The sequence below is a fragment of the Burkholderia sp. AW49-1 genome (assembly GCF_053427845.1).
Map to the genome: position 1 here is coordinate 84,766 of NZ_JBSAXF010000003.1, position 24,588 is coordinate 109,353.

The 24,588-nt window shown below is 68.8% G+C and carries 23 protein-coding genes; 15 read left to right on the forward strand and 8 right to left on the reverse strand.

Annotated elements, in window-relative coordinates; genetic code table 11:
* The first annotated feature begins 3 nt into the window (after positions 1-3).
* Genes ACV22W_RS06910 through ACV22W_RS06925 form a run of 4 tightly spaced genes read left to right on the forward strand, consistent with a single transcriptional unit; the run spans position 4 to position 4,760 of the window.
* Positions 4-1,749: a carbamoyltransferase family protein gene (locus ACV22W_RS06910; protein WP_448018507.1), complete on the forward strand. Its 1,746-nt coding sequence runs from the start codon at positions 4-6 to the stop codon at positions 1,747-1,749.
* Complete coding sequence (locus ACV22W_RS06915; protein WP_448018508.1) at positions 1,746-2,747, forward strand: glycosyltransferase family 2 protein; 1,002 nt, start codon at positions 1,746-1,748, stop codon at positions 2,745-2,747. Before ACV22W_RS06910 ends, ACV22W_RS06915 begins: the two co-directional genes overlap by 4 nt.
* Positions 2,744-3,820, forward strand: coding sequence for a glycosyltransferase family 9 protein (locus tag ACV22W_RS06920; protein WP_448018509.1), 1,077 nt, complete (start codon positions 2,744-2,746; stop codon positions 3,818-3,820). The genes ACV22W_RS06915 and ACV22W_RS06920 overlap by 4 nt, the downstream gene beginning before the upstream one ends.
* On the forward strand, positions 3,810-4,760 hold the full coding sequence (locus ACV22W_RS06925) for a glycosyltransferase (protein WP_448018510.1): 951 nt from the start codon (positions 3,810-3,812) through the stop codon (positions 4,758-4,760). The genes ACV22W_RS06920 and ACV22W_RS06925 overlap by 11 nt, the downstream gene beginning before the upstream one ends.
* 26 nt (positions 4,761-4,786) lie before the next feature.
* Here ACV22W_RS06925 and ACV22W_RS06930 read toward each other — a convergent pair whose 3' ends face one another.
* Positions 4,787-5,842, reverse strand: coding sequence for a sigma-54 interaction domain-containing protein (locus tag ACV22W_RS06930; protein ID WP_448018511.1), 1,056 nt, complete (start codon positions 5,840-5,842; stop codon positions 4,787-4,789).
* A 350-nt stretch (positions 5,843-6,192) separates the two neighbouring features.
* Between ACV22W_RS06930 and ACV22W_RS06935 the strand changes: the two genes are divergently transcribed.
* Complete coding sequence (locus tag ACV22W_RS06935) at positions 6,193-7,560, forward strand: sigma-54-dependent transcriptional regulator (RefSeq protein ID WP_448018512.1); 1,368 nt, start codon at positions 6,193-6,195, stop codon at positions 7,558-7,560.
* 16 nt (positions 7,561-7,576) lie between these two features.
* Here ACV22W_RS06935 and ACV22W_RS06940 read toward each other — a convergent pair whose 3' ends face one another.
* Both ACV22W_RS06940 and ACV22W_RS06945 read right to left on the reverse strand, forming a co-directional pair.
* Positions 7,577-8,500, reverse strand: a complete 924-nt coding sequence (locus ACV22W_RS06940) for a glycosyltransferase family 2 protein (protein WP_448018513.1) — start codon at positions 8,498-8,500, stop codon at positions 7,577-7,579.
* Entirely contained in the window at positions 8,479-9,186 is a 708-nt protein-coding gene (locus ACV22W_RS06945) for a PIG-L family deacetylase (protein ID WP_448018514.1), read from the reverse strand. The genes ACV22W_RS06940 and ACV22W_RS06945 overlap by 22 nt, the downstream gene beginning before the upstream one ends.
* 103 nt (positions 9,187-9,289) lie before the next feature.
* On the opposite strand from ACV22W_RS06945, the gene ACV22W_RS06950 reads away from it, so the two are divergent.
* Positions 9,290-11,593, forward strand: coding sequence for a hybrid sensor histidine kinase/response regulator (locus ACV22W_RS06950; RefSeq protein WP_448018515.1), 2,304 nt, complete (start codon positions 9,290-9,292; stop codon positions 11,591-11,593).
* Positions 11,594-11,634: 41 nt separating this feature from the next.
* Here the strand turns inward: ACV22W_RS06950 and ACV22W_RS06955 are convergent, their stop codons facing one another.
* Positions 11,635-12,678 carry a UDP-glucuronic acid decarboxylase family protein gene (locus ACV22W_RS06955; RefSeq protein WP_448018732.1) on the reverse strand — a complete coding sequence of 348 codons (1,044 nt, stop codon included), beginning with the start codon at positions 12,676-12,678 and terminating at the stop codon, positions 11,635-11,637.
* Entirely contained in the window at positions 12,678-13,991 is a 1,314-nt protein-coding gene (locus ACV22W_RS06960) for a glycosyltransferase family 4 protein (protein ID WP_448018516.1), read from the reverse strand. Before ACV22W_RS06960 ends, ACV22W_RS06955 begins: the two co-directional genes overlap by 1 nt.
* A gap of 243 nt (positions 13,992-14,234) precedes the next feature.
* On the opposite strand from ACV22W_RS06960, the gene ACV22W_RS06965 reads away from it, so the two are divergent.
* The 7 genes from ACV22W_RS06965 (at position 14,235) to ACV22W_RS06995 (ending at position 18,943) form a co-directional block, all read left to right on the forward strand.
* Positions 14,235-14,639, forward strand: coding sequence for a BON domain-containing protein (locus ACV22W_RS06965; protein ID WP_448018517.1), 405 nt, complete (start codon positions 14,235-14,237; stop codon positions 14,637-14,639).
* A 26-nt stretch (positions 14,640-14,665) separates the two neighbouring features.
* Positions 14,666-15,694 (forward strand): SDR family oxidoreductase, encoded by a 1,029-nt coding sequence (locus ACV22W_RS06970; protein ID WP_448018518.1) that lies wholly within the window; start codon positions 14,666-14,668, stop codon positions 15,692-15,694.
* 46 nt (positions 15,695-15,740) lie between these two features.
* Entirely contained in the window at positions 15,741-16,040 is a 300-nt protein-coding gene (locus tag ACV22W_RS06975; RefSeq protein WP_448018519.1) for a DUF2795 domain-containing protein, read from the forward strand.
* Positions 16,041-16,107: 67 nt separating this feature from the next.
* A complete protein-coding gene (locus tag ACV22W_RS06980; protein WP_448018520.1) occupies positions 16,108-16,674 on the forward strand; it encodes a hypothetical protein in 567 nt (188 codons plus the stop codon).
* Between the two features lie 100 nt (positions 16,675-16,774).
* Positions 16,775-17,632, forward strand: a complete 858-nt coding sequence (locus ACV22W_RS06985; RefSeq protein WP_448018521.1) for an SDR family oxidoreductase — start codon at positions 16,775-16,777, stop codon at positions 17,630-17,632.
* Positions 17,633-17,660: 28 nt separating this feature from the next.
* Positions 17,661-18,272 (forward strand): DUF4142 domain-containing protein, encoded by a 612-nt coding sequence (locus tag ACV22W_RS06990; RefSeq protein WP_448018522.1) that lies wholly within the window; start codon positions 17,661-17,663, stop codon positions 18,270-18,272.
* Between the two features lie 59 nt (positions 18,273-18,331).
* The gene (locus ACV22W_RS06995; RefSeq protein WP_448018523.1) at positions 18,332-18,943 is read left to right on the forward strand and encodes a hypothetical protein; all 612 of its coding nucleotides are present in this window, start codon (positions 18,332-18,334) and stop codon (positions 18,941-18,943) included.
* A 127-nt stretch (positions 18,944-19,070) separates the two neighbouring features.
* On the opposite strand, the gene ACV22W_RS07000 is transcribed toward ACV22W_RS06995, so the two are convergent.
* Positions 19,071-20,378 (reverse strand): NRAMP family divalent metal transporter, encoded by a 1,308-nt coding sequence (locus ACV22W_RS07000; RefSeq protein ID WP_448018524.1) that lies wholly within the window; start codon positions 20,376-20,378, stop codon positions 19,071-19,073.
* A complete protein-coding gene (locus tag ACV22W_RS07005) occupies positions 20,375-21,022 on the reverse strand; it encodes a UdgX family uracil-DNA binding protein (RefSeq protein WP_448018525.1) in 648 nt (215 codons plus the stop codon). Before ACV22W_RS07005 ends, ACV22W_RS07000 begins: the two co-directional genes overlap by 4 nt.
* Positions 21,023-21,488: 466 nt before the next feature.
* Between ACV22W_RS07005 and ACV22W_RS07010 the strand changes: the two genes are divergently transcribed.
* Positions 21,489-22,412, forward strand: a complete 924-nt coding sequence (locus ACV22W_RS07010; protein WP_448018526.1) for a LysR family transcriptional regulator — start codon at positions 21,489-21,491, stop codon at positions 22,410-22,412.
* Positions 22,413-22,455: 43 nt separating this feature from the next.
* Positions 22,456-23,778, forward strand: a complete 1,323-nt coding sequence (gene dctA, locus ACV22W_RS07015) for a C4-dicarboxylate transporter DctA (RefSeq protein WP_448018527.1) — start codon at positions 22,456-22,458, stop codon at positions 23,776-23,778.
* Positions 23,779-23,802: 24 nt separating this feature from the next.
* On the opposite strand, the gene ACV22W_RS07020 is transcribed toward dctA, so the two are convergent.
* Positions 23,803-24,585, reverse strand: a complete 783-nt coding sequence (locus ACV22W_RS07020; RefSeq protein WP_448018733.1) for a substrate-binding domain-containing protein — start codon at positions 24,583-24,585, stop codon at positions 23,803-23,805.
* Positions 24,586-24,588 lie beyond the last annotated feature (3 nt).

Genomic DNA, 24,588 nt, shown 5'->3' on the forward strand with positions numbered 1-24,588 from the left:
CGCATGCCCGCTCCGACCTATACGCTCGGCATCAACGCCGCCTTTCACGACAGTGCCGCCTGCCTCGTGCGCGACGGCACGGTGATCGCGGCGGCCGAAGACGAACGTTTCACGCACGTGAAGCACGCGAAGCGGCCCGTACCGTTCTCGACGTGGGAGCTGCCGTATCACGCGATCGATTACTGTCTCGCGGAAGCGGACATCGCGCTCGCGGACGTCGGCCACGTCGCGTATTCGTACGATCCGTGGCTCGAGCTCGATCGTCACGGCACCGAGACGGCGCTGACTCTGCCGCTTGCGCCGTCCGCGCATGCGCCGCGCGCCGATGGCGTGTCACCATGGCATCCGTTGTTCCTGTCGTCGATCGTGAACGCGCCGCGTCAGCTCGCCGGCGGCGCGCCGCACCATTTGCAGCGGCGCTTTCGCGGTGTCGCGCACGACGGGCCGTTCCGCTGGCACTTCATCGAGCATCATCTCGCGCACGAGGCCAGCGCGTTTCTCGCGGCGCCGTACGAGCATTGCGCGGTGATGACGATGGACGGGCGCGGCGAACGCGCGACAACGAGTTACGGCGTGTTCGACGGCCAGTCGTACCGGCGGCTCGGTCAGGTCAACCTGCCGCATTCGCTCGGCCTGCTCTACGAGCGCGTGACGCGCTACCTCGGTTTCCTGCATTCGTCCGACGAGTACAAGGTGATGGCGCTCGCGTCGTACGGCAAGCCGGTGTTCGCCGACGAGATGCGCAAGCTGGTGAGCTACAACGGCGACGGCCGCTACGAGATCGCCGATGCCGATCTCGGCGCACGCTTCGGCGCGCCGCGCGAGCGCGGCGGCCCGATCGAGCCGCATCATTGCGACATCGCGCACGCGCTGCAGCTGGTGCTCGAGGAGACGACGCTGCAGGCGGTCGACTGGCTCGCCGCCGAGACCGGCGAGCTGCAGCTCGCGATGGCGGGTGGCGTCGCGCTGAACTGCGTGATGAACGCGAAAATTCGCGATCGCGGCCCGTTCGACGACGTGTGGGTGCAGCCGGCCGCCGGCGATGCGGGCACCGCGCTCGGCGCCGCGCTGTGGACCGACTTCCGGATGCGCGGGATGCGCGGCGAGTGGCGGATGGATCACGCGTATCTCGGGCCGTCATACAGCGACGACGCGATCGAAGCCTTCCTGAAGGAAGCGCAACTGCCGTACCGGCGGCTCGCGGACGTCGCCGCCCAGACCGCTGCGCTCCTCGCGGCGAACCGCGTGATCGGCTGGTTCCAGGGCCGCATGGAGTTCGGGCCGCGTGCGCTGGGCGCGCGCTCGATCCTCGCGTCACCGATCGATCCGGGCATGCAGCGCAAGCTGAACCGGATCAAGGATCGCGAGGACTTCCGGCCGGTCGCGCCGGTCGTGCTCGAAAGCAAGGCGCATCAGTGGTTCAATGGCGGCCGGCGCATGCCGCTGCGCGCGCCGTTCATGCTGTTCGTGTACGACGTTGCGCCGGGGGCGGAAGCGACGATTCCGGCGGTGCGCCACATCGACGGCACCGCGCGCGTGCAGACCGTCGATGAAGACCAGCATCCGCTGCTGCATGCGCTGTTGACCGAGTTCGACGCGCTGACCGGCGTGCCGGTGCTCGTCAACACGTCGTTCAACACGCGCGGCGAGCCGATCGTCTGTTCGCCGCGCGACGCGATCGAGTGCTTCTGGACTTCACCGCTCGACGCGCTCGTGATCGGCTCGTTCCTGCTGGAGAAGCCGCGATGAACATGCGCGACGTGCAACTGCCGCCGATCGTGTCGGTCGTCGTGCCGACGTATCGGCGGCCCGACCTGCTCGAGCGGTGCCTTGAAGCGCTGTGCGTGCAGGTATTCGATCCGACCACCTACGAGATCGTCGTCGTCGATGACGACCCGGCCGGCGGCGCATGGGAGACCGTCGACGCATGCCGCGCACGCATGAACGATGTGCCGGTGATCCGTTACATGACCGCGCCCGATACGCAGGGGCCGGCGGGCGCACGCAACATCGGCTGGCGCAGCGCGCGCGGCGCGCTGATCGCGTTCACCGACGACGACACGATTCCCGATCCGACCTGGCTGCGTCATGGCGCGGCCGCGCTGCTGGCCGAACCGGCGGCGGTAGCCGCTGCGGGCCGGATCGACGTGCCGCTGCGAGCGCGTCCGACCGACTACGAGCGCGACGCGGCCGGCCTCGCGCGTGCGGAATTCGCGACGGCGAACTGCTTCGTGCGGCGCACGGCGCTCGAGTGCGTCGGCGGGTTCGACGAGCGGTTCACGCGCGCATGGCGCGAAGACGCCGACCTGATGTTCGCGCTGCGCGAGCACGCGGGACCGATAGTCGACGTCGATGCCGCGCGGATCGTGCATCCGGTGCGCCCCGCGCGCTGGGGCGCGAGCATCGGCCAGCAATCGAAGGTGTATTTCGACGCGCTGCTGTACAAGAAGCATCGCGCGACCTACCGGCGTCATATCCGTGCGATGCCGCCATGGAATTACTACGCGGCCGTGGTGTTCGCGTGCGGCGCGATCGGCTGCTTCGCGGCCGGATGGCGCGCGCCGGGCATTGCGTGCGCGGTGGCCTGGGCCGTGATCACGGCCGCGTTCTGCGTGAAGCGGCTGCGCGGCACGCGGCTCACGCCGTCGCACGTCGCCGAGATGATCGTCACGTCGATCGCGATTCCGCCCGTGTCGCTGTATTGGCGCGTGCGCGGCGCACTTCACTTCCGGGTGTTTTTCCTATGATGCTCGAATCCGTTTCGTCGTCCGGTCCGGCACGCATCGCGGTATTCCGCGCGCTGCAGCTCGGCGACATGCTGTGCGCAGTGCCGGCGCTGCGCGCGCTGCGGCGCGGCGAGCCGCACGCGCGCATCACGCTGATCGGATTGCCGTGGGCGCGCGAGTTCGCGTCGCGCTTCTCCGATTACATCGACAACTTCATCGCGTTTCCCGGCGCGCCGGGCCTGGGCGAGCAGCCGGACGCCGAGCCGGCCGCGCGCGAGGCGTTCGTCGCGGAGTGCCGTGCGCGCGACTTCGATCTGGCGATCCAGTTGCACGGCAGCGGCGCGCAGACCAACGCGATCGTCGCGTCGCTCGGTGCGACGCGCACCGCCGGCTTCGTGCCGCCCGACGGCGGCACGACCGCGCTCGACTACTCGGTCGTCTGGCGCGACGGCGAGCCCGAGGTCACGCGCTACCTGTCGCTGACGCGCAAGCTCGGCTATCCGGACTGGGGCGATTACCTGGAATTTCCGCTCGGTGGCCTCGACTATGCGCTCTGGCATGTGTTGTGCGACGAACATGCGCTCGATCCGGGCCGCTACGTGATCGTTCATCCGGGCGCGCGGATGGCGTCGCGGCGCTGGCCGGTCGAGCGCTTCGCGAGCGTGGCACGGCAACTCGCGGACGACGGCTGGCAGGTCGTGCTGACCGGCACGCGCGCGGAACTGGCGCTGGCCGGTGCGTTCGTCGAACATCTCGCGCGGCCGTGCGTGAACCTGTGCGGGCGCACGCCGCTCGGCGCGCTGGCCGCGCTGGTCGGCCGCGCGCGGCTCGTGCTGTGCAACGACACGGGCGTGTCGCATGTCGCGGCGGCGTTCGGCACGCCGAGCATCGTCGTCGCCTGCGGCAGCGACGCGGCCCGCTGGGCGCCGCTCGACGCCGTACGGCATCGCGTGCTCGCGAATTATCCGGCCTGCCGGCCGTGCATGTTCGACACGTGCCCGTACGGACACGAATGCGCGACGGCGATCGGCGTCGACGACGTGATGGAACGGGCGGGCGAACTGCTCGCGGAGGAGAGACGTCATGTCACGTAAGCGATTGCGCGTGCTCACCTGGCACGTGCATGGCAACTATCTGTATTACCTGTCTCAGGCGCCGCACGATTTTTACATCGTGACGAAGCCGCAGCATCCGCCCGGTTACGCGGGGCGGGTCGGGCACCTGCCGTGGGGCGACAACGTGTATGAGGTGCCCGTCGAGTGCGTGCGCGACACCGAGTTCGACTGCGTGCTGTACCAGCATCACAATCACTACGCGCACGACCGGTTGCGGCTCCTGAGCGACGCGCAGCGGGCGTTGCCGGCGCTGTTCGTCGAACACGATCCGCCGCGCGAGCATCCGACCGACACGCTGCACCCGGTGCAGGACCCGAACGTGTTGCTGGTGCACGTGACGCCGTTCAACGCGCTGATGTGGGACAGCGGCGTCACGCCGACGCGCGTGATCGAACATGGCGTGCTGATTCCGGACGGCGTCGAGTATCGGGGCACGCTGCCGAAAGGCGTGACGGTCGTGAACAACATCGCGCGGCGCGGGCGGCGTCTCGGCGCGGACCTGTTCGAGTCCGTGCGTCACAGCGTGCCGCTCGATCTGGTGGGCATGGGATCGACCGAACTCGGCGGCATCGGCGAGGTGCCGAACCCGGCGCTGCCGCAGTTCCTGTCGCACTACCGGTTCTTCTTCAATCCGATCCGCTATACGAGCCTCGGGCTCGCGGTGATCGAGGCGATGATGATCGGACTGCCGATCGTTGCGCTCGCAACGACGGAGATGGCGCAGCTCGTCAAGAGCGGCTGCAATGGTGTCGCCGACACGCGGCCGGCGGTATTGATCGACGCGATGCGCATGCTGATCCGCGATCCGGATCTCGCGCGCGAGTGGGGCGCGGCGGCAAAGCGCGATGCGCGTGAGCGGTTCGGGATCGAGCGGTTCGCGCGTGAGTGGGATAGCGCGTTGTGCGACGTCGCGTCGTGAGTGGTTCAGCCGCCGAGGCGGTGCGCCTACGGACTTGTCGCGCTCGGTGGCGTGCCCGCGCTCGCGGTGGCGCTGGTACCACTTGCGCTGCTCGTCCCCGACGCCGGTGCTGCCGCGCCGTTCGCCGCATTGCGCTCGTGTTCGGACAATAGCGCGAGGCGGTTGTACAGCGTCTTCAGGCTGATGCCGAGCGCCTTCGCGGTGCGTGGCTTGTCGCCGTTGAAATGACGCAGCGACGCGACGATGAAGCGCTGCTGCGTATGCGCGAGCGTCGTGCCGATATGCAGCGTCATCGCGTTGTGACGGACTTCGTCGCGCGGCTGCTGGCGGCGTGGCAACTGCAGTTCGATCTGCTCGTCCGCGAGGATGAACGCGCGCTCCAGCGCGTTGCGCAGCTCGCGCACGTTGCCGGGCCACGTGTACGCGCGCAGCGCCTTCATCGCCTGCATCGACAGCCGCTTGCGCGTGCGGTGCCGTGCGTTCAGCCGGTCGACGATCTGTAGTGCGATGTCGCCGACGTCGTCCTCGCGCTGCCGCAGCGCGGGCACGTGCAGCGCGATCGTCGCGATCCGGTAGAAGAGATCCTCGCGCAGCCGGCCGCTGCGCACGGCCTCCACGGGGTCGTGATGGGTGGCCGCGACGATCCGGACGTCGAGCGGAATCGCTTCGTGACCACCGACGCGCATGATCGTGTTCGACTCGAGCGTGCGCAGCAATTTCACCTGCAATTCCGCCGGCATTTCCGCGATTTCGTCGAGAAACAGCGTCCCGCCGCGGGCGGCTTCGAACATGCCCACATGTTGTGCAACGGCGCCGGTGAAGCTGCCTTTTTCATGTCCGAACAAATGGGATTCCGCGATGTCCTTCGGGATCGCCCCGCAATTGACGGGCACGAACGGCCCGCGCCGGCGCGGGCTCATGTCGTGGATGAGCCGCGCGACGATGTCCTTGCCGGCGCCGCTTTCGCCGACCACCAGTACGCTGACGCGCGTAGCGGCGACGCGCGATACCTTCAACAGCAGATTCTGAATCGTTTGCGAGCGGCCGAACAGTCGCGTGCCGTCATCGGCGGATTTCGACATGAGTGATATCGCGTTGGGAAGTATTGACCGAAATCGTCGAGGACCAGATGAAAAAATGACCGTCTCACGCCAGTTTTTCACGTAAAAAGCATACCTGTTATGCCTGCGCCTACAGATTGAATCTTGCAATGCGATCGCGACCGATAGATAGATTTATTCGATGAGCGGCGACCGCGCGACGTGCTTCTTCTATACTGCTAAGCACTCGTTTGTGATGGCAGGACAGCCAGTCTGCTCATTCGCATGCAGTGCGGACGTGTCGCCATGTGCCGGCGTCGTACCTCGCATCGCATGCCCGCCGCGGTTTCGGCCGACGCCTGGCGTCCGAGCCGCACCACCAAGGAGCTTCGATGCCTTATGTCCTGATCGTCGAAGACGACGCCGACACGCGCATGATGCTCGCGACGCTCGCACAGGCGCAGCAGCTCGCCTGCGACACGGCCGCGACACTCGAAGAAGCGCGCACGCTCGTCTCGACGCATACCCCTGATCTCGTGCTGTGCGACCTCGTACTGCCGGACGGCAACGGGATGGATCTCTTTGACGCATTGCCCAAGCGCTCGCATTGCGAAATGGTGTTGACCACCGGTCATGCGAGCCTCGAAACCGCGATCGATGCGTTGCGGCGCGGCGCGAGCGACTATCTGGTTAAACCGCTCAACATGCAGCGGCTGAACAGCATCTTCGCGCGCGTGCCGCGCACCACCGCCCTGCACGAGGAAATCGCCGAACTGCGCTCCGAGCTGAAGCGTCTCGGCCGCTTCGGCCGGATGCTCGGCAGCTCGCCCGCGATGCAGGCCGTCTATGATGCGATCGGCCGCGTCGCGCGTACCGAAGCGTCGGTGCTGCTCACCGGCGAGTCGGGCACGGGCAAGGAGCTCGCCGCGCAGACGGTCCACGACTTGAGCCTGCGCCGCCGCGGCCCGTTCCTCGCGGTGAATTGCGGCGCGATCGCGGCGAATCTCGTCGAGAGCGAGATGTTCGGCCACGACCGCGGCAGCTTCACCGGCGCCGAGCGGCAGCACAAGGGCTTCTTCGAGCGCGCGGACGGCGGCACGCTGTTCCTCGACGAAATCACCGAGATGCCGGTCGAATCGCAGGTCAAGCTGCTGCGCGTGCTCGAAACCGGGCGGCTCACGCGGCTCGGCTCGACGCGCGAGATCGACGTCGACGTGCGCATCGTCGCGGCGACCAACCGCGATCCGGAAGCGGCGATGGCGGACGGCAAGCTGCGGCCCGACCTCTATCACCGGATCAACGTGTTTCCGATTCCGCTGCCGTCGCTGCGCGAGCGCGGCGACGACATCCCGATGCTCGCCGATGCGTTCCTGCAGCGCTACAACGAGGAAAGCGGTCGCAACCTGCGTTTCGCGCCGGCCGCGCGCGAAGCGCTGAAGACCTACGCGTGGCCCGGCAACGTGCGCGAGCTGCGCAACTTCGTGCAGCGCGCGAGCATCTTCAGCGACGCGGACGTGATCGACACGCTGCCGCCGCCGATCATGGAAGAACTCTCGAACATGGTCGACTCGAACGAGGATCGCGTGACGGTGCCGTTCGGCACGCCGCTCGAGGAAGTCGACCGCAAGCTGATTCTCGGCACGATCGCGCAATGCGGCGGCGTGAAGGCGCAGGCGGCGGAGGTGCTCGACGTCAGCCTGAAGACGATCTACAACCGGCTCGCGCAACTGGAGGACGAAACGGAGAAGCCGGACTCCTGATGCCGCGCGGATGCGCTCATCCGTGCGCGTGCGCGCGGCGACGCGTATCGTCGTCGAGGCGACGGCGCATGCGCTCGACATGCGGTGGCAGCGTGCGCCGCTCGCGCAGGATCCACGGCAGGCCCGCGAACGCGGGCGCGATGCCGCGTTCGCGCCGCAGGCGCGGCAGCATGCGGAACGTATGCGCGAGCGCCGCGCCGGCCGGCCACCTGAGCCACGCGGTCCACACCGCGTTGCGTGCGGCCACGCTCGCGCGCGTCTGCACGTCCCGTTGCATTGAAGGGTAATGATGAACCGTCAGACGCGGTGCATAGACGAGCCACGCCCCCGCTCGATACAGGTCGAGCGCGAGCAGTGCTTCCTCTCCGCCGAGGAAGTAGCGCGGGTGATATCCGCCCGCGGCGAGGAACGCGTCGCGCCGGAACGCGCTCGCACCGGCCAGCAGCCCCAGGATCGGCCGGCCCGGCAACGCGACGGGCGCCTCGAGCGGGCTGTCGGCCATCAGCCCGCAGGTTGGATCTTCACGTTGGTCAGGGCCAACCAGCACACGCGCGGTGACGGCCGCGACATGCGGATACGCATCGAGCAGGTTCGCCGCTTCGGCGAGCGAGCCAGGCGCCCACCACGTGTCGTCGTCACAGAATGCAATGTGGCGCGTGCGTGCGACGGCCGCACCGAGGTTGCGGCCGGACGCGCCGAGATTGGCCGGCGCATGCACCAGCGTTGCGTGCGGAAAGCGGTTGCGTACGAGCGCCGCGGTTGCATGGTCCGATCCGTTGTCGACGACGACGATCGCCGGCCGGTCGGGCAGGCTGGAGAGTCGTGCGAGCGTGCGCGCGAGTTCCGTCGGGCGCCGCCAGGTCAGCACGACCGCGGTCACGCGCGCTTCGCTTGGCGGCAGCACGACATGCGCGGGCGTTATGCGGACGAGCCGTCGCATTCGAGCCGCCAGTATGTTTCGGGTTCCTGGAGATCGGCGCGCATATGAGGCTCGAACAGATCGATCTGGCTCGCATACGCATTCGCGGCGGCGGCCTTCGCGGCCGCGCCGTCCGTTCGGTTGCCGGTCGGCGGGCCAACCGGATGGCCCACCCAGCCGTGTTCGCGCCAGGCGATCACGCGCTTGGCCATCAACCCGTCGATCCGCCGGTATGGCACGTCCTCGTAGAAGCGCCACACGCGCGACAACTCCCCCGAGCGAGCGTCGTCGCGCAGCAGCGCCAGCATGGCCCGCTGCACCTGCAGGTGATCGCGATGGAACAGGCCGGCCGGCGCGAGCATGCCGAAGCACGGATGCGCGGCGATGGACGCGGCCACGCGCGCGGCGATCGCCGTCGACGCGGCCGGCGTGCCGTACTGGTCGTCGAGGAAGTCGAGCCACACCGCCTGCGCGTCGAGGATCTCGAGCGCGCGGCGATCCTCGTCGCGTCGCGTGCGCATGGCTTCGTCTGCCGTGCGGAACCCCGCGCGCCGATCCCACGGCGGCGCGGCCGTCCCGCGGGCCGGTATTCCCGCGAAGACCGTGACGACGACCGAGCCGGGCGCCTGCGCGAGCAACTGCCCGCAACTGAAGACGGCGTCGTCGAGATGCGGCGAGATGACGAGCCAGCGTGTCGGAGTGGTCATGGCGCGAAGGTCTCCCGGGTCAACGCAAGCGGCCGAGCATGCGACGTGCCCGTTCGTTCGCGCGTGGCCCGCTGCCGCCGCTCCGCCGGCAGGAGCGTGTCCAATGATTGACATTGCCCGGCCGGAGGCCGGAAGTTACGTCACCGCCGTGATGCTCGTCGCGATCGCGACCGTGCTGCAGGCGCTGGCGATCCGCTTCGGCGGCGTCAACCTGTCGCTCGTCCTGTACTACCCGATGCTGGCCGGTGCCGCGTGGGCGACGTCGTTCCTGTTCGGGATCGCGTCGACCGTGGTGAGCGGGCTGCTGGTCTGGACGCTGTTTTTGTCCGATCCGGGCGCCTATACCGAGCCGTTGCCGGCACGCCTCGTGCGACTCGGCACCTTCTTGCTGGTCGGAGCACTGGTGTGCTCGGTCGCGGCAATGCTGCGCCACGCGCGGCTCACGAACGAGCACGCGCGCCGGCGGGAAGCCGCCGCGCGGCGGCAGCTCGAAGCCGTATTGCAGGCGCTGCCGCACGGTGTGATCGCGACCGATGCGGAAGGCCGGGTGACTTACCTGAATGCGGCGGCGGCCGAACTGGCAGGCTGCGGCCCGGACGACGCAGCAGGTCGGCCCGCGCACGACGTGCTGCGCGTGTTCGATCACGATGGCCGGCGCGTGCAGACGACGCCGCTCGACCGTGCGCTCGGCGGCGCGCGTGCGTCGTCCGACCGGCACTGGCTGCACGGCTCCGAGGGCAGCACGCCGGTGCCGGTCATCGAGGCGGCGTCGCCGATCGCCGGCGCGGACGGCAACGCCGACGGCGCGGTGCTGCTGTTGTGCGATGGCGGCACGGCCCGCGTGCTCGCCGACAAGTCACGGCTGCAACTTGCGGTCGTCGAGGCGTCGCCGGACGCGATCGTCGGGGTCGATGGCCACGGCCGCATCGTGAGCTGGAACCCGGCCGCGCAGCGGATCTTCGGGTACGACGAGGACGACGCGTGCGGGCGGCCGCTCGAAGCGCTGATCGCCATGCGCTGGCTGGCGCGCAACGCGCTGGCCGAATCGTTCGCCGCGATGCGCGAGCCGGTCGGCCCGCTCGAGCTGCTGTGCGTGCGCCGCGACGGCCGGCGCTTTCGCGCGACGGTATCCGCGCGCCCGGTGAAAGGCGACGCGCGCAACTGCGTCGCGCTGTCGGTGACGCTACGCGAGACCGGCGCGCAGCGTCGTCGCGACCTGCGTGCGCACCGTTCGCTGCAAGGGGCGCGCGACGAGCGTGACCAGGCCGATACGTCGAACCGTCTGAAGGACGAATTGCTCGCGACCGTCTCGCACGAACTGCGCACGCCGCTGAACGTGATCTACGGCTGGGTCGAGGTGCTGCGCAATTCAAGAGACGACGCATTGCAGCACCAGGCGATCGACGCGATCGACCGCAGCGCGCGTTCGCTCACGCGCATGGTCGGCGACATCCTCGACGCGTCGTCGCTCGCCACCGGCAAGCTGAGGATCGATTCGATGCCGGTGGACGTGGTGCGGCTGTTCGCCGATGCAACGGGCGCATTCCAGACGGCCGCGTCGTCCGCCGGCATCGCGCTCGAATTCGACTGCGCCGCGCCCGCATGCGTGGTGTCGGGCGACGCGGAGCGCTTGCGGCAGATGCTGTCCAACCTCGTGGCGAATGCGCTGAAGTTCACGCCGGCCGGCGGTACGGTGACGGTCACGCTGTCGCGTGACGCCGCGCGCGCGACGCTCGCCGTTTCCGATACCGGGCAAGGCATCGCGCCGGAGTTCATCCCGTACGTGTTCGACATGTTCCGCCGCGGGGACGAGTCGCCCGCATCGTCGCGGCGCGGCCTCGGGCTCGGGCTGTCGATCGTGCGGCATATCGCCGAGCTGCACGGCGGCAAGGTCTGCGTCGAAAGCGCCGGCCGCAATCGCGGCACCACGTTCACCGTGACGTTGCCGGGCGGCTGGCAGCCGGTGGGGGCGATGGCGTGGGGCGCCACGCACCGCGATGACCGGGGTGCTCCGCCGACGCTCGATTCGCAACGCATCCTGATCGTCGACGACGACGCCACCACCCGCACGAGCCTGGCCGCCGCGATGACCACCCTCGGCGCGACCGTCGCCATCGCGTCGTCGGGCCGTGACGCGCTCGCGGTCATCGCGGACGTGAAGCCGACCGTCGTGCTGTCCGATCTCGCGATGTCCGACGGCGATGGCTTCTGGCTGCTCGACGCGTTGCGGCGCGGCGCGAACGGCGGCAGCCCACCCGACCTGCGCGTGCTCGCCGTGACCGCGCACGCCGGGCTTGCCGACGAGCGCCGCGCGCTCGAAGCGGGCTTCGACGGCTATCTGTGCAAGCCGGTCGACGTTCGCGAACTGGCACACAAGATCGCGCGCGTGACGAAGCGCGACGGCTGACGTGCGACGGGCACCGGCCGTCGCGCGTCACGCCGTCCCGCTCAGGTCGTCGCCGGCCGGTTCCGTGTGCTGATCTGCGCGAGCATGTGCGATGCGATCTGCGTGCTGCGCACGAGATCGCCCGGCGTGTGATGCACGACCTGCCGATGGATGAAATACCGCGCGGTATGCGCGAGCCCGCTCGCGAGCGGTGTCGTCGCGCGCCAGCCGAGGCGCCGGTGCGCGGCGTCGAGATCGGGCCGCCGCTGGCGCGGATCGTCGGACGGCAGCGGACAGAATTCGATCGCGACCGTCGTGCCGACGATCCTCACGACCTCGCGCGCGATGTCGATCATCGCGATCTCGTCGTCGTTGCCGAGGTTCACGGGCTCGCATGCGTCGCCCGGTTCGGCCATCAGCCGGACCAGCGCATCGACCATGTCGTCGACATAGCAGAACGAGCGCGTCTGCTTGCCGTCGCCGTAGACGGTCAGCGGCTCGCCGGCCAGCGCCTGCGTGATGAAGTTGGAGACGACGCGCCCGTCGGCCGGATGCATGCGCGGGCCGTACGTGTTGAAGATCCGCGCGATCCGGACGTCGACACCGTACTGGCGGTGATAGTCCATGAACAGCGTTTCCGCGCAGCGCTTGCCTTCGTCGTAGCACGCCCGCACGCCGATCGGGTTCACGCGGCCGCAGTAGCGCTCGCCCTGCGGATGCACGTCGGGGTCGCCGTACACTTCGCTCGTCGACGCCTGCAGGATGCGTGCCTTCACGCGCTTCGCGAGGCCGAGGAGGTTGATCGCGCCATGAACGCTGGTCTTGGTCGTCTGCACCGGGTCGCGCTGATAGTGCACGGGCGATGCCGGGCAAGCGAGGTTGTAGATTTCGTCGACCTCGACGTAAAGCGGAAACGTCACGTCGTGCCGCATCAGCTCGAAGTTCGGCGCATCGAGCAGATGCGCGATGTTGTCCTTCGTCCCGGTGTAGAAATTGTCGACGCACAGCACGTCGTGTCCGGCCGTCACGAGGCGCTCGCACAGATGCGAACCGAGAAACCCAGCGCCGCCGGTGACGAGCACCCGTTTGCGATCGTAGCCCTTCATCATGCGTTCTCCTTGCGGTGCGCGAGTACGCCCGGCGTGGTCGCGACGGGCGTTCGGCGGCTGCTGGCCGCCGTGCCGGCGCGCGGATGCGCGACGTCGCGGTAGATGTCGACGAGGCGGTCGGCCACGCCGCGCCACGTATAGAAGCGGTGCGCGCGAAGATAGCCGGCCCGGCCGAGCGCATCGCACAGGTCCGGTCGCGCGCGCAGCTGCACGAGACGCTCGGCGAGCCCGGCCGGGTCGCGCGGCGGCACCAGGTAGCCGGTCACGCCGTCGTCCACCGTCGTGCGGATGCCGCCGACGTTGCTGCCGATCACCGGCGCGGCACAGGCCATCGCCTCGACCGGCGTGATGCCGAACGGCTCGTACCACGGCGTCGTCACGAATACGTCGGCGGCGCTGTAGTACAGGTGCAGCGTGTCGCGCTCGCGCCGGCCCACGAACGTCACTCGGTCCGCGATGCCGGTGTCGTGCGCGAGCGCGACAAGGCGCGCGAGTTCCGGATCACACGCCGGGTCGGGTGTCGCCTGGCTGCCGCCGACGATGTAGAGCCGCGTCGGCCGGTTCGGGTCGCGCGGCATGCGTGCGAGCGCGTCGATCACGGTGTCGATTCCCTTGCGCGGCACGAGCCGCCCGAGCTGCAGCACGACGAATGCATCGTGCGGCCAGCCGAGCCGCGCACGCGCGTCGACACGCGGCACCGGCCGGAATTCGCGCGCATCGAACCCGCAGGGCACGATCTCGATGCGCGCGGCATCGGCGCGGTAGTGCGTGGTCAGGTCGAGTGCATCCTGCGGGCACTCGGCGATCAGCCGGTCCGCGCGGCGCGCGAGCGTGTCCTCGATCGTGAAGCGCTCGTCGGGGAAACCGTCGGCCGCGCCCTGATGCAGCCGGCGTACGCGGCCGAGCGCATGGAACGTCATGACGAGCGGAATCCCGAGACGCTTCTTCACGCGCAGCGCGGCCTCGCCCGACATGAAGAAGTTCGCGTGCATCACGTCGACCGGGTCGGACTCGCGCCGCATACGCGCCGTCATGTAGTCCGCGAACGCGTCCATGTAAGGCAGCAGCCGTTCCTTAGGGATATCGGCGGGCGGCCCGACCGGCACGTGGATCACGCGCATGCGTGGGCCGATCTGCACGACTTCCGGCAGGTGCGGATTGTCGCAGCGCGTGTAGACGTCGACGTCGAGGCCGCGCTCGGCCAGCTGGTTCGCGACGTTCGCGACGTAGATGTTCTGCCCGCCCGCATCCACGCCGCCGATCACCCCCAGCGGTGACGCATGTTCACTGATCAACGCAATTCTTTGCATGGTGTTGCTCCCGAGATCGGGGCCGCGCCGGCGAGCCCCGTTGCGTCCTTCTCCGGCAATCGCCATACCCGGCATTTCGCGGGGCGCATGCCCTGCCCATGTGCCGCAAAAATTACAACGCGTTGGATGAAAGGGCGTCCGATCAGCGTGCCGCGCGTGCGCGCGGCGTGTTGCGCGCGGCACGCGATTTGCGCCACCCGGATGTCCGCCGGCTATGCCGGCATCACACGATAGGAGGTCACGATGAAGGTATTCCCGCTGCAAGCACGCGCCCCGCGATTCCGCCGTCGTGCGGCGAAGCGTCTGGGCATGGCGGTCGCGATCGCTGCGGCCACGGCCTGTACCGTCGTCGCGCCGAACGTGTTCGCCGCCGGCGACGACGGTGCATCGTCATCGATGTCGTCGTCGACGCATTCGAGCACCGGCACGAAGATCCACGACGCGACCATCACAACCAAGGCGAAAGCCGAGCTGGTCGGCACGAGCGGCCTGTCGGCCGGCGACATTCACGTGAAGACGCGCCACGGCGTCGTGATGCTGACCGGCAGCGTGCCGGACGACCAGCAGCGCATGCAGGCCGTCAGCGTCGTCAAGCAGATCGACGGCGTGCAGGACGTGCGCAACCAGTTGACCATCCGCCCGAAATAACCTCGGCCCGTAGAAGGAGTCCAGTGATGAAGTGCATGCTCAAACCGGTCGGCGAGCAGACGATCGTGATCACGGGCGCCACGAGCGGCATCGGCCTCGTCACCGCGCGCAAGGCCGCGCGGCGCGGGGCGAAGCTGGTGCTGTTCGCACGCAACGAGGACGCGCTGAACACGCTGTGCGAGGAAATTCGCCAGCACGGCGGCCTCGCGGTGCCGGTCGCCGGCGACGTCGGCATGCTCGAGGATGTGCAGCGCGCGGCCGCGATGGCGGCCGACAGCTATGGCGGCTTCGATACGTGGGTCAACAACGCGGGCGTGTCGATCTTCGGCACGGCGGCGGCGGTGCCGCTCGACGATCAGCGCCGGCTGTTCGACACCAACTACTGGGGTGTCGTGCACGGCTCGCTCGTCGCGTCCGACCATTTCCGGCGCAAGAGCGATTTCCACGGCGGCGCGATCATCAACATGGGCAGCGAGGCATCCGATGCGCCGGTGCCCCTGCAAAGCGCGTATGCGGCGTCGAAGCACGCGGTGAAGGGCTTCACCGATTCGTTGCGCCTCGAGATCGAGTCGGATCACCTGCCCGTGTCCGTCACGCTCATCAAGCCGGCTGCGATCGACACGATGTTCGTGATGCACGCGAAGAACTACATGAACGTCGAGGCGAAGCTGCCGCCGCCGATCTACGACCCGGACCTCGTCGCCGACGCGATCCTGTTCGCCGCCGCGCATCCGCGCCGCGCGCTGTTCGTCGGCGGCGCCGCGAAGCTGACGTCGGCCGGTGCGTATCACGCGCCGCGCCTGTTCGACCGCATCGCGGCCACGCTGTTCTCTCGCGGCCAGCGCACGGTGCGCCCCGCGCGCCCGCGCGACGACAACGCGTTGTACGAGTCCCGCCACGCGCTGCACGAGCGCGAAGGAATGGAAGGGCCCGTGCTGCGCGGTTGTGCGTACAACGCAGTGGTGCAGCAGCCGAAGGTTGCCGGTGCGGTCGCGCTCGGCGCGGCGGCGCTGGTGGTTGCCGCGCTGGCACGCGCGCGGCGTGCGTCGACGTAAGCGCATGCCTCTCCGTTGGTCGATTATTCATTCGAAGGAGGTTTCCATGTCATCCCGACAACATACGGGCCACGAATACAGCCACTCGCGCGCGCACGAAGGCGAGCGCACGCAGCAGGATCACGACAAGGGCGGCCACCAGACGGGCCACGGCAAGGCGCCGAGCCCCGTCGACGTGCAGAAGGCACTGAAGGGGATGGACTATCCGGCGAGCAAGTCGGATGTCGTCCAGTGCGCGGAGCGGTCGCACGCCGACCCGCGCGTGCTCGACATGCTCAGGCAGATCCCCGATCGCGAATACGGCACGCCGGCATCGGTATCGAAGGAGCTCGGGCGGCTGATGTGAGCGCCGCCACGTCTCGTCGCGCACGCCGTCGCGTGCGCGGCACCTTACGGTCACGAGGAGCACGAACATGGCGATGATCGTCGCAGGACGCTTCACGACGTTCGACGAAGCGGAAGGTGGCGCGCGCCACCTTTACGAGCGCGCATTCGGCCCGGACGACGTGTCGATCTTCTTCCTGAACCCTGGCGGCCAGCACGCGCGCTTTCCGATCGGCGGCGACGTGTATGCCGATACGGCCGCGAAGCCGGGCGGCCGCGGCGCGATGGTCGGTGCGCTGCGCGGACTGCTGATCGGCGCGATCGTCGGGCTGATCGTCTATGCGCTCGGCGTGCACTACTGGTTCGTGCCGGCCGCCGGCGCGCTTGCCGGTGCGTATCTCGGCGCATTCGGCGGCGCGCTCGGCCGGATGCGCGGCGAGCAGGCCGAAGGCAAGGGGACGCTTGCGCATACCGAAACCGGCGTGGTCCTGGCCGCGCGCGTGACGGCAACGACCGCGGCCGCCGCGGAAGACGTGCTGCGCGCGACCGGCGCGCAGTCGATCGAGCGCGTCGAAGGCGACTGGCAGGACGGCGAGTGGCGCGACTTCGATCCGGTGCGCCGGCCGGACGGCACCACGCAGGGCAGCCCGCGCTGAACGAATCGTTTCCGCATGCGCGTGCCACTCGACGTGCGGCCACGCGGTACACGGCACGCCGTTTGCGATGCCTTCGCGACACCCGTTCAAGGAGGAAATCATGACCACCGCCAGGACAACGCCGCCGCAGACGCAGACGCAACAGCCGGGCCGCGAGCGGGAGATGCAGCCGAAGCCGCGCGACGAAGCGGCCGACTACGTCGGCAGCGGCAAGCTCGCCGGCAAGGTTGCGTTCGTGACGGGCGGCGACAGCGGGATCGGCCGCGCGGTCGCGATCGGTTTCGCGAAGGAGGGGGCGGATGTCGCGATCGTCTACCTGAACGAATCGGACGATGCAGCGCACACGAAGCGCCTGATCGAGCAGGCGGGGCGGCGCTGCGAGGCGATCGCATGCGATGTGGGTGACCGCCGGCAGGCGCGCGACGCCGTCGCGCGCACGGTCGAGCGGCTGGGGCGGCTCGACGTGCTCGTCAACAACGCGGGCGAACAGCATCCGCAGCCGGGCATCGAGGACGTGACCGAGGAACAGCTCGAGCGCACGTTCCGCACGAACGTGTACGGAATGATGTTCTGCACGCAGGCCGCGTTGCCGCACATGAAGGCGGGCGGCCGCATCGTCAATACGGCGTCGGTGACCGCGTATCACGGCAGCCCGAAGCTGCCCGACTACTCGGCGACCAAGGGCGCGATCGTCGCGTTCACGCGCTCGCTGTCGATCGAGCTTGCCGAGCGCGATATTCGCGTGAACGCCGTCGCACCGGGGCCGATCTGGACGCCGCTGATTCCGTCGACCTTCACCGCCGAACAGGTATCGAAGTTCGGTGCGAACGTGCCGCTCAAGCGGCCGGGGCAGCCGGACGAACTGATCGGCTGCTACGTGCTGCTCGCGTCCGAAGGCGCGAGCTACATGACGGGACAGACCTTGCATCCGAACGGCGGCTCGATCGTCGGCGGGTGACGACGCTGTCCACACAAGGAGAAAGCGCATGAAACAACCCAACTGGACGATCGCGGCGCTCGCCGCGGGCGTGCTCGCCGTGTCGGGATTCGCGCAGGCACAGATGCCGAGCGAGCCGCCCGCATCGAATTCGCATGTGCCGGGCGGCGTGATCAACCCGACGTCGGGGGCCGGCGCGGGCGATGCCGGCATCGCGAGGGCGCCGCAGGGCGCCGATGCGGAATTCGTCGACAAGGCCGCGCTGGCCGGCAAGGCCGAAGTGCAGGCGGGCCGGCTCGCGCTGCAACAGGCGCAGTCCGCGGACGTGCGCGCGTTCGCGAAAAGGATGGTGACCGACCACGGCAAGGCGAGCATGAAGCTCGACGAGATCGCCGCGCGCAAGGGCATGAAACCGCAGGTCGACCAGATCCAGGATCCGGACGTCGAGGCGCTGCGCGCCAAGCGCGGGCACGACTTCGACACCGCCTATGTCGCCGCAGTCGGCCCGGCCGCGCACAAGAAGGCGGTCGCGCTGTTCGAAGACGAGGCGCGCGATGGCAAGGACCCGCAACTGCGTGCGTTCGCGACATCCACGCTGCCGACGCTCAGGCATCACCTGAGCATGGCGGAGGCGCTCCAGCGCAAGGTGGGCGCGCAGTAACGCGCGCCCGTTTCAACCCCAGGGCCGCGCGGGCGGCCCGTTTTTTCGGAGAAGCAGTCATGGCACAACGGCAATCGAAGCACGCAGGCATCCTCGAACTGCTCTGCCAGGCATACGAGACCGAGCTTGGCGGCGCGAAGATCTACGAGGCCGCGCTCCAGTGCGCGACCGACGAGGACCTGCACAAGGAATGGGAGAAGTACCACCGCGAGACGATGCATCACCAGGAGGTGCTGCGCAAGGTCTTCGGCACGCTCGGCCTCGATCCGGATACGAAGTCGCCGGGCCGCGCCGCCGTGGAGGCGACCGGCAAGTCGCTCGTCCAGGTGATCGAGCAGGCGAGGAAGCAGGCCGACCCGGCGGTCGCGCAGGTCGTCGCGGCCGAATGCGTGGTGCTGGCCGAAACCAAGGACCACCTGAACTGGGAGCTGATCGGCTACGCGGCCGACCAGTTGCGCGACAGCGACGCGGCGAAGGCGCTGAAGGCCGCGCACGACGAAGTCGAGGCCGACGAGGATCATCACCTGTATCACACCCGCGGCTGGGCGCGCGAGATGTGGATCGATTCGATGGGCTTCAAGGCGGTGCTGCCGCCACCCGAGGAAGTGAAGAAGGTCGAGTCGGCGGCCGATGCGGCGCGTGCCGAAAAGTCGCGCGGCAAGATGATGTAACCCTGCCCCTCGGACAACCGGGCCACGCCGCTCGCGCGGTCGCCCGGCTGTCCGATATCGTTGCTTCGCCGTTCCGGTCTTCCTCCATGGCTGAACGGTTGCTGACGCAACCACACCACGGTTCCGGTCAGGTCAGCATGTCCACGACCATCACGACCACCGACCCCGCCATCAGCACGACCGCCAGCCACCCGAACGCCTTCGACGCGATGCCGCTGCCCGGCTGGCCGGCCGCATCGCGTCGCCGCGACAACAGCATCACGAGCACCAGCATCGGCACCGCCGCGACGCCGTTGAGCACCGCGCTCCAGTAAAGCGCCTTGATCGGATCGACGGGACTGAAACAGATCGCGATGCCGACTAGCACGCATGCCGCAAGCACCGCATAGAACGCCGGCGCGCGCCGCACCGGCTCGTTCAGGCCTTCCCGAAAGCGCCATGCCTCCGCGCAGCCGTACGCGGCGCTGCCCGCGAACGCCGGAATCGCGAGCAGCCCGCAGCCGACGATGCCGAACGCGAACACGATGAATGCCGCTTCGCCGGCGATCGGGCGCAGCGCCTCGGCCGCCTGCGCGCTGGAGCCGATGTCGTGCCGGCCGTTCGTGAAGAACACGGCCGCGCCGATCACCATGATGCAGAACGACACCGCGTTGGTCACGATCATGCCGGTCCAGGTGTCGAACGTGATGCGCCGCTCGGTCTCGCGGCGTGCGCCGGGTGCGCACGCGGTGTCGCCGTTGCGCCGCTCGGCCTGGGTTTCCTCGACTTCGAGCGCGGCCTGCCAGACGAACAGGTACGGGCTCAGCGTCGTGCCGAGCACCGCGACCGCCGTCGTCGCATAGTCGTGCGTGAACGCGATGTGCGGCAGCACGATCGCGTGCAGCAGGCTGCGCCAGTCGATGTGCACGAAGCCGAGTTCGAGCACGTACGCGAGCAGGCCGAGCGTCATCCATTTGAGCCAGCGCGCGTAGCGTTCGTAGGACAGCAGGACCTGCAGCGCGAGCGACGCGATGCCATAGACGGGCGCATACCAGTAGCTGCGGCCGCCGATGACGAGCGCGGTCGCGTCGCCCATCGCGGCGAGGTCGGCGCCGACGTTCACGACGTTGACGATCACGACCGTCACGATCAGGGCCTTGGCGAGGCGGCCGGAGAACTGCTCGCGGATGGCCGCCACGAGGCCTTCGCGGTTGGCGCGCCCGATGAATGCCGACGCGAGCTGCACGGCCACCATCATCGGCAGCGTGATCACGGTCATCCACAGCATGTGGAAGCCGAACTGGCTGCCGGCCTGCGCATAGACGGCGACGTTGCTCGGGTCGGCGTCGGACGCACCCGCGAGCAGGCCGGGACCGAGTCGTCGGTACCACGGCCGTGCGGTGGGTACGGCGCTCGCGGTTTCGTGCGCCGTGTCATCGCCGCGCAGGTTGCTCATTCGGCGTCCCCCGGTGCGCCGCGCGCGAGACGCGACGCGGTGCGCAGCGCGTCCACGAGCGTCCGGTACGCGTGCTCGCGCGAATCGGCGCCGCGCGTGCGCAGCACGTAGGACGGGTGATAGGTCGCGACGACGAGACGGCCGTCGGGCGAGCGCACCGGCTTGCGCGTCCGCTCGAGCGTTGCTTCGTTATCCTGCAGCACCGCGCGCAGCGCCGTCGCGCCGAGCGCGACGATCACGCGCGGCGCCAGCGCGTCGAGCTCGCGTTCGAGCCAGTAGCGGCAGGCCACGACCTCGCGCTGCGCGGGCGTCTTGTGCAGCCGGCGCTTGCCGCGCGGCTCCCATTTGAAGTGCTTGACGGCGTTGGTTAGATAGACGGACGTGCGCTCGATCCCGGCCTCGTCGAGCGCACGGTCGAGCATGCGGCCCGCCGCGCCGACGAACGGGATGCCGGCCCGGTCTTCCTGATCGCCCGGCTGCTCGCCGACCAGCATGATGCGCGCGTCGGCAGGCCCCGCACCGGGCACCGGCTGCGTCGCATGCTCCCACAGTCCGCAACGGCGGCAGGCGTCGAGCGTGGCCGGAGCGTCGTCGTCGACGACGACCGCGACCGCCGCGCGTTTCGCGGGCGCGTGGCGCGTCATGCGGTGCTTCCCGCGCCACCCGGCGCCGCGCACGCGTCGATGTGCGAACGGCGGCGCATCGCAGGCGGCTCGAAGAGCCGGGCAAGTCGGAACATCGGCAGTGCGCGCATTGACGGCTCCCGTATCGATGCTGTGCATTTCATGCAGCAACCGGCATGCCGCATGCAGTCGAAATGCGGGCAGCTCGCCGTCCTGGCCGCATCCGGTTACAGGCGAGCGGCGACGCAATTCGACCCCGAGGACGATTCCGATGCCGGCGACGCGCGGCCGTGCCGGTGGCCGCGGCCGAGCGGGGCGCTTACACGGCGCTTGTAAAACGGATCGCGCGGCGTCGCGCGGCGCGCATTCGCCCGCCGCACGCGGCATGGAGGCTCGCCCGGAGCGGCGCGGCCGGGCATCCCCCGGCTGGGTGAACTTGCCCGAATCGTGCAAAATACGCGGCATTCGAGATGCGGAGACCAGGACCGTGGGAATCAACTTCGATTTGACCGACTTGCAGGCGTTTCGCGCGGTGGTGGAACTGGGAAGCTTCCGGAAGGCCGCCGACGCGATCAGCATTTCGCAGCCCGCGTTGAGTCGCCGGATCGAAAAACTGGAGGAAGCGCTCGGCGTGCGCTTGTTCGAGCGCACGACGCGCAGCGTCACGCTGACGACGGTCGGCCGCGTGTTCGCGCCGAGCGCCGAGCAACTACTGGACGATCTCGATGTCGCGCTGCTCGGCATCCGCGACGTCTCGTCGAGCCGCCTCGGTCACGTGACGATCGCGTGCGTGCCGTCGGTGGCCTACTATTTTCTGCCGAACGTGATCGCGAGCTATCATCGCCGCTTTCCGCGCATCAGGGTCAAGCTGCTGGATGCGAGCGCGAACGAGGTGCTCAGCGCCGTCATCAGCGGCGAGGCCGATTTCGGCGTGAGCTTCATGGGCAGCCAGGAGTCCGAAGTCGAGTTCAAGCTGCTGCTGCAGGAACGGTTCGTTGCCGCGTGCCGGCGCGATCATCCGCTCGCGCGCAAGAAGCGCGTGACCTGGAACGAGCTTTACGAATACGAGTACGTGTCCGTGGACAAGACGTCCGGGAACCGCCTGTTGCTCGACCAGGCGCTGACGAGCGTCGCGCCGCGCGCGCCGAGCGTGTGCGAGACGCGCCACGTGACGACCATGCTCGGGCTGGTCGAAGCGGGGCTCGGCGTTGCCGCGGTGCCGTCGATGGCGATGCCCGGACACGACCATCCGCTGCTCACGAGCGTGCCGCTCGTCGAACCTTCGGTCAAGCGCCGGGTGGGCATCGTGAAACGGCGCGGTCGCCCGCTGACGCCCGCCGCGGAGGAGTTTCACCGGGCGGTCGTCGACGCCAGGCGTGGCGGCGCGCCGCGCAGCGATGCGTCGAAGTAATGCTCGTGACGAATACGACCGGAACATCGAGGAAGACCGCAGCATGAGGCTGGCAAGACCGCTTCGTTCGCTTTACGTGCAGGTTCTGCTGGCGATGGCGTTCGGCGTGAGCGTCGGCCACTTCTGGCCGTCGGCCGGCGCGACGCTCAAGCCGCTCAGCGATGCATTCGTCGGTCTCGTGCGGATGATGATCGCGCCGATCGTGTTCTGCACGATCGTCTCCGGCATCACGTCGCTGGCGAACGGGAAGGCCATCGGGCGCACGATCGTCCGCGCGCTGGTGCTGTTCTATCTGCTGACCGCCGCCGCGCTCGCATTCGGGCTCGTGACCGCGTTCGTGCTGCGCCCCGGCGCCGGCATGCACGTCGACGTGCGCCATCTCGACGCGAGCGTCCTGGCGCAATACGCGCAGCATGCGCAACCGCGCGGCCTCGTCGAGTTCGCGCTGAGCGTGATCCCGGATACGATGCTCGGCGCATTCCAGCAGGGCGAGGTGCTGCCCGTGCTGCTGCTGTCGCTGCTGTTCGGTTTTTCGCTGAACGCGTATCCGCAGGCCGGGCGGCCCGTGCTGGCGCTGATCGACGGCGTCGCGCAGATCGTGTTTCGCGTGCTTGCGATGATCATGCGGCTCGCCCCGCTCGGCGCATTCGGCGCGATGGCCTTCACGGTGGCGCGCTTCGGCATCGGCTCGGTCGGCTCGCTCGCATGGCTGATGGCGTCGTTCTACGTGGCCTGCGTGCTGTTCGTCGCGCTGGTGCTCGCGCCGCTCGCGCGGTTGCACGGTTTCGCGTTGTGGCGGTTGTTGCGCTACATCCGCGAGGAGTTGCTGATCGTCCTCGCGACTTCGTCCACGGAGCCGGTATTGCCCCGGCTGATCGTCAAGCTGGAGGCGCTCGGTTGCGACAAGGGCGTCGTGGGGCTCGTGCTGCCCGCCGGCTACTCGTTCAACCTGGACGGCACCGCGATCTACTTGACGCTCGCGGCGTTGTTCATCGCCCAGGCGTGCGACGTGACGCTTTCCGCGCCGCAGATCGCTGCGATGCTGGCCATCATGCTGCTGACGTCGAAGGGCGCGGCCGGCGTCTCAGGCAGCGGGCTCGTCGCGCTGGTCGCGACGCTCGCCGTGATGCCCGACCTGCCGGTTGCCGGCGTCGCGCTTCTGGTCGGCGTCGATCGCTTCATGTCCGAGGCGCGTGCGCTGACGAGCGTGATCAGCAACGCGTGCGCGGTGATCTTCATTTCGATGCGGGAAGGGGCGTGCGATCGCGCGCGTCTCGCGCGGATGCTGAACGGGACCGAACCGGTTGGCCCGAATGGCGCCGATGGAGCGGAGGCCGGCGCAGGGCCCGACGGGAAGGCGGTCTGACGCGCACCTTCCCGTCGTTCGTGCTCAGTGTGCGGAGACGGAATCCAGCCCGGTCGATTTCACTTCGGCCTGCACGTCGGGCGACGCGAGATAGTCGAGAAGTGCCTTCGCTTCCTGCGGGTGCTGTGCGCCGACGGGGATGCCGGCCGCGAAGCGCGTGACGGACTGCAGCGACTCGGGGATCTTCCCGACGAAGGCCGCGCCCTTCACGGGCAGCAGTTCGCTCACCTGCTGAAAGCCGATCTCGTAGTCGCCTTTCGCGACCACGGATGCGACCGGGATCCGCGGGATCATGGCCGCTTTCGATTTCACCTGGTCCTCGACGCCGAGCTTTTTGAACAACTCGCGCTCGATGTAGACGCCGCTGGCGCTGTCCGAGTAGGCGATCGACTTCGCATGCAGCAGTACCTGCTTGAGGCCTTCGGCCGTGCTGATGTCGGGTTTCGCCGCGCCGTCGCGCACGACCATGCCGATGCGCGAATCGGCCAGTTCGACGCGCGATCCCGCGATTACCTTGCCTTGCTTGATCAGATCGTCGAGCGCATAGCCGACCATGATCACGACGTCCGCCGGCTCGCCGCGCGCGAGCCGGTTCGGAATCGCTTCAGGCGACTTGCCCATCGACGGGCCGAGCGCGGTTTCGAGCGTGTTGCCCGAGCGGGACGCGAACTGCGGGCCGAGCAGCTTGTAGGCGGCGGTGAAGCCGCCGGAGCTCATCACGTGCAGGTCGGCGGCCTGCACGTTCGCGGCGACCGCCGAGGTGGCGACGAACGCGGTCGCGCAGAGTTTCAGGAGCAGGTTTTTCATGGT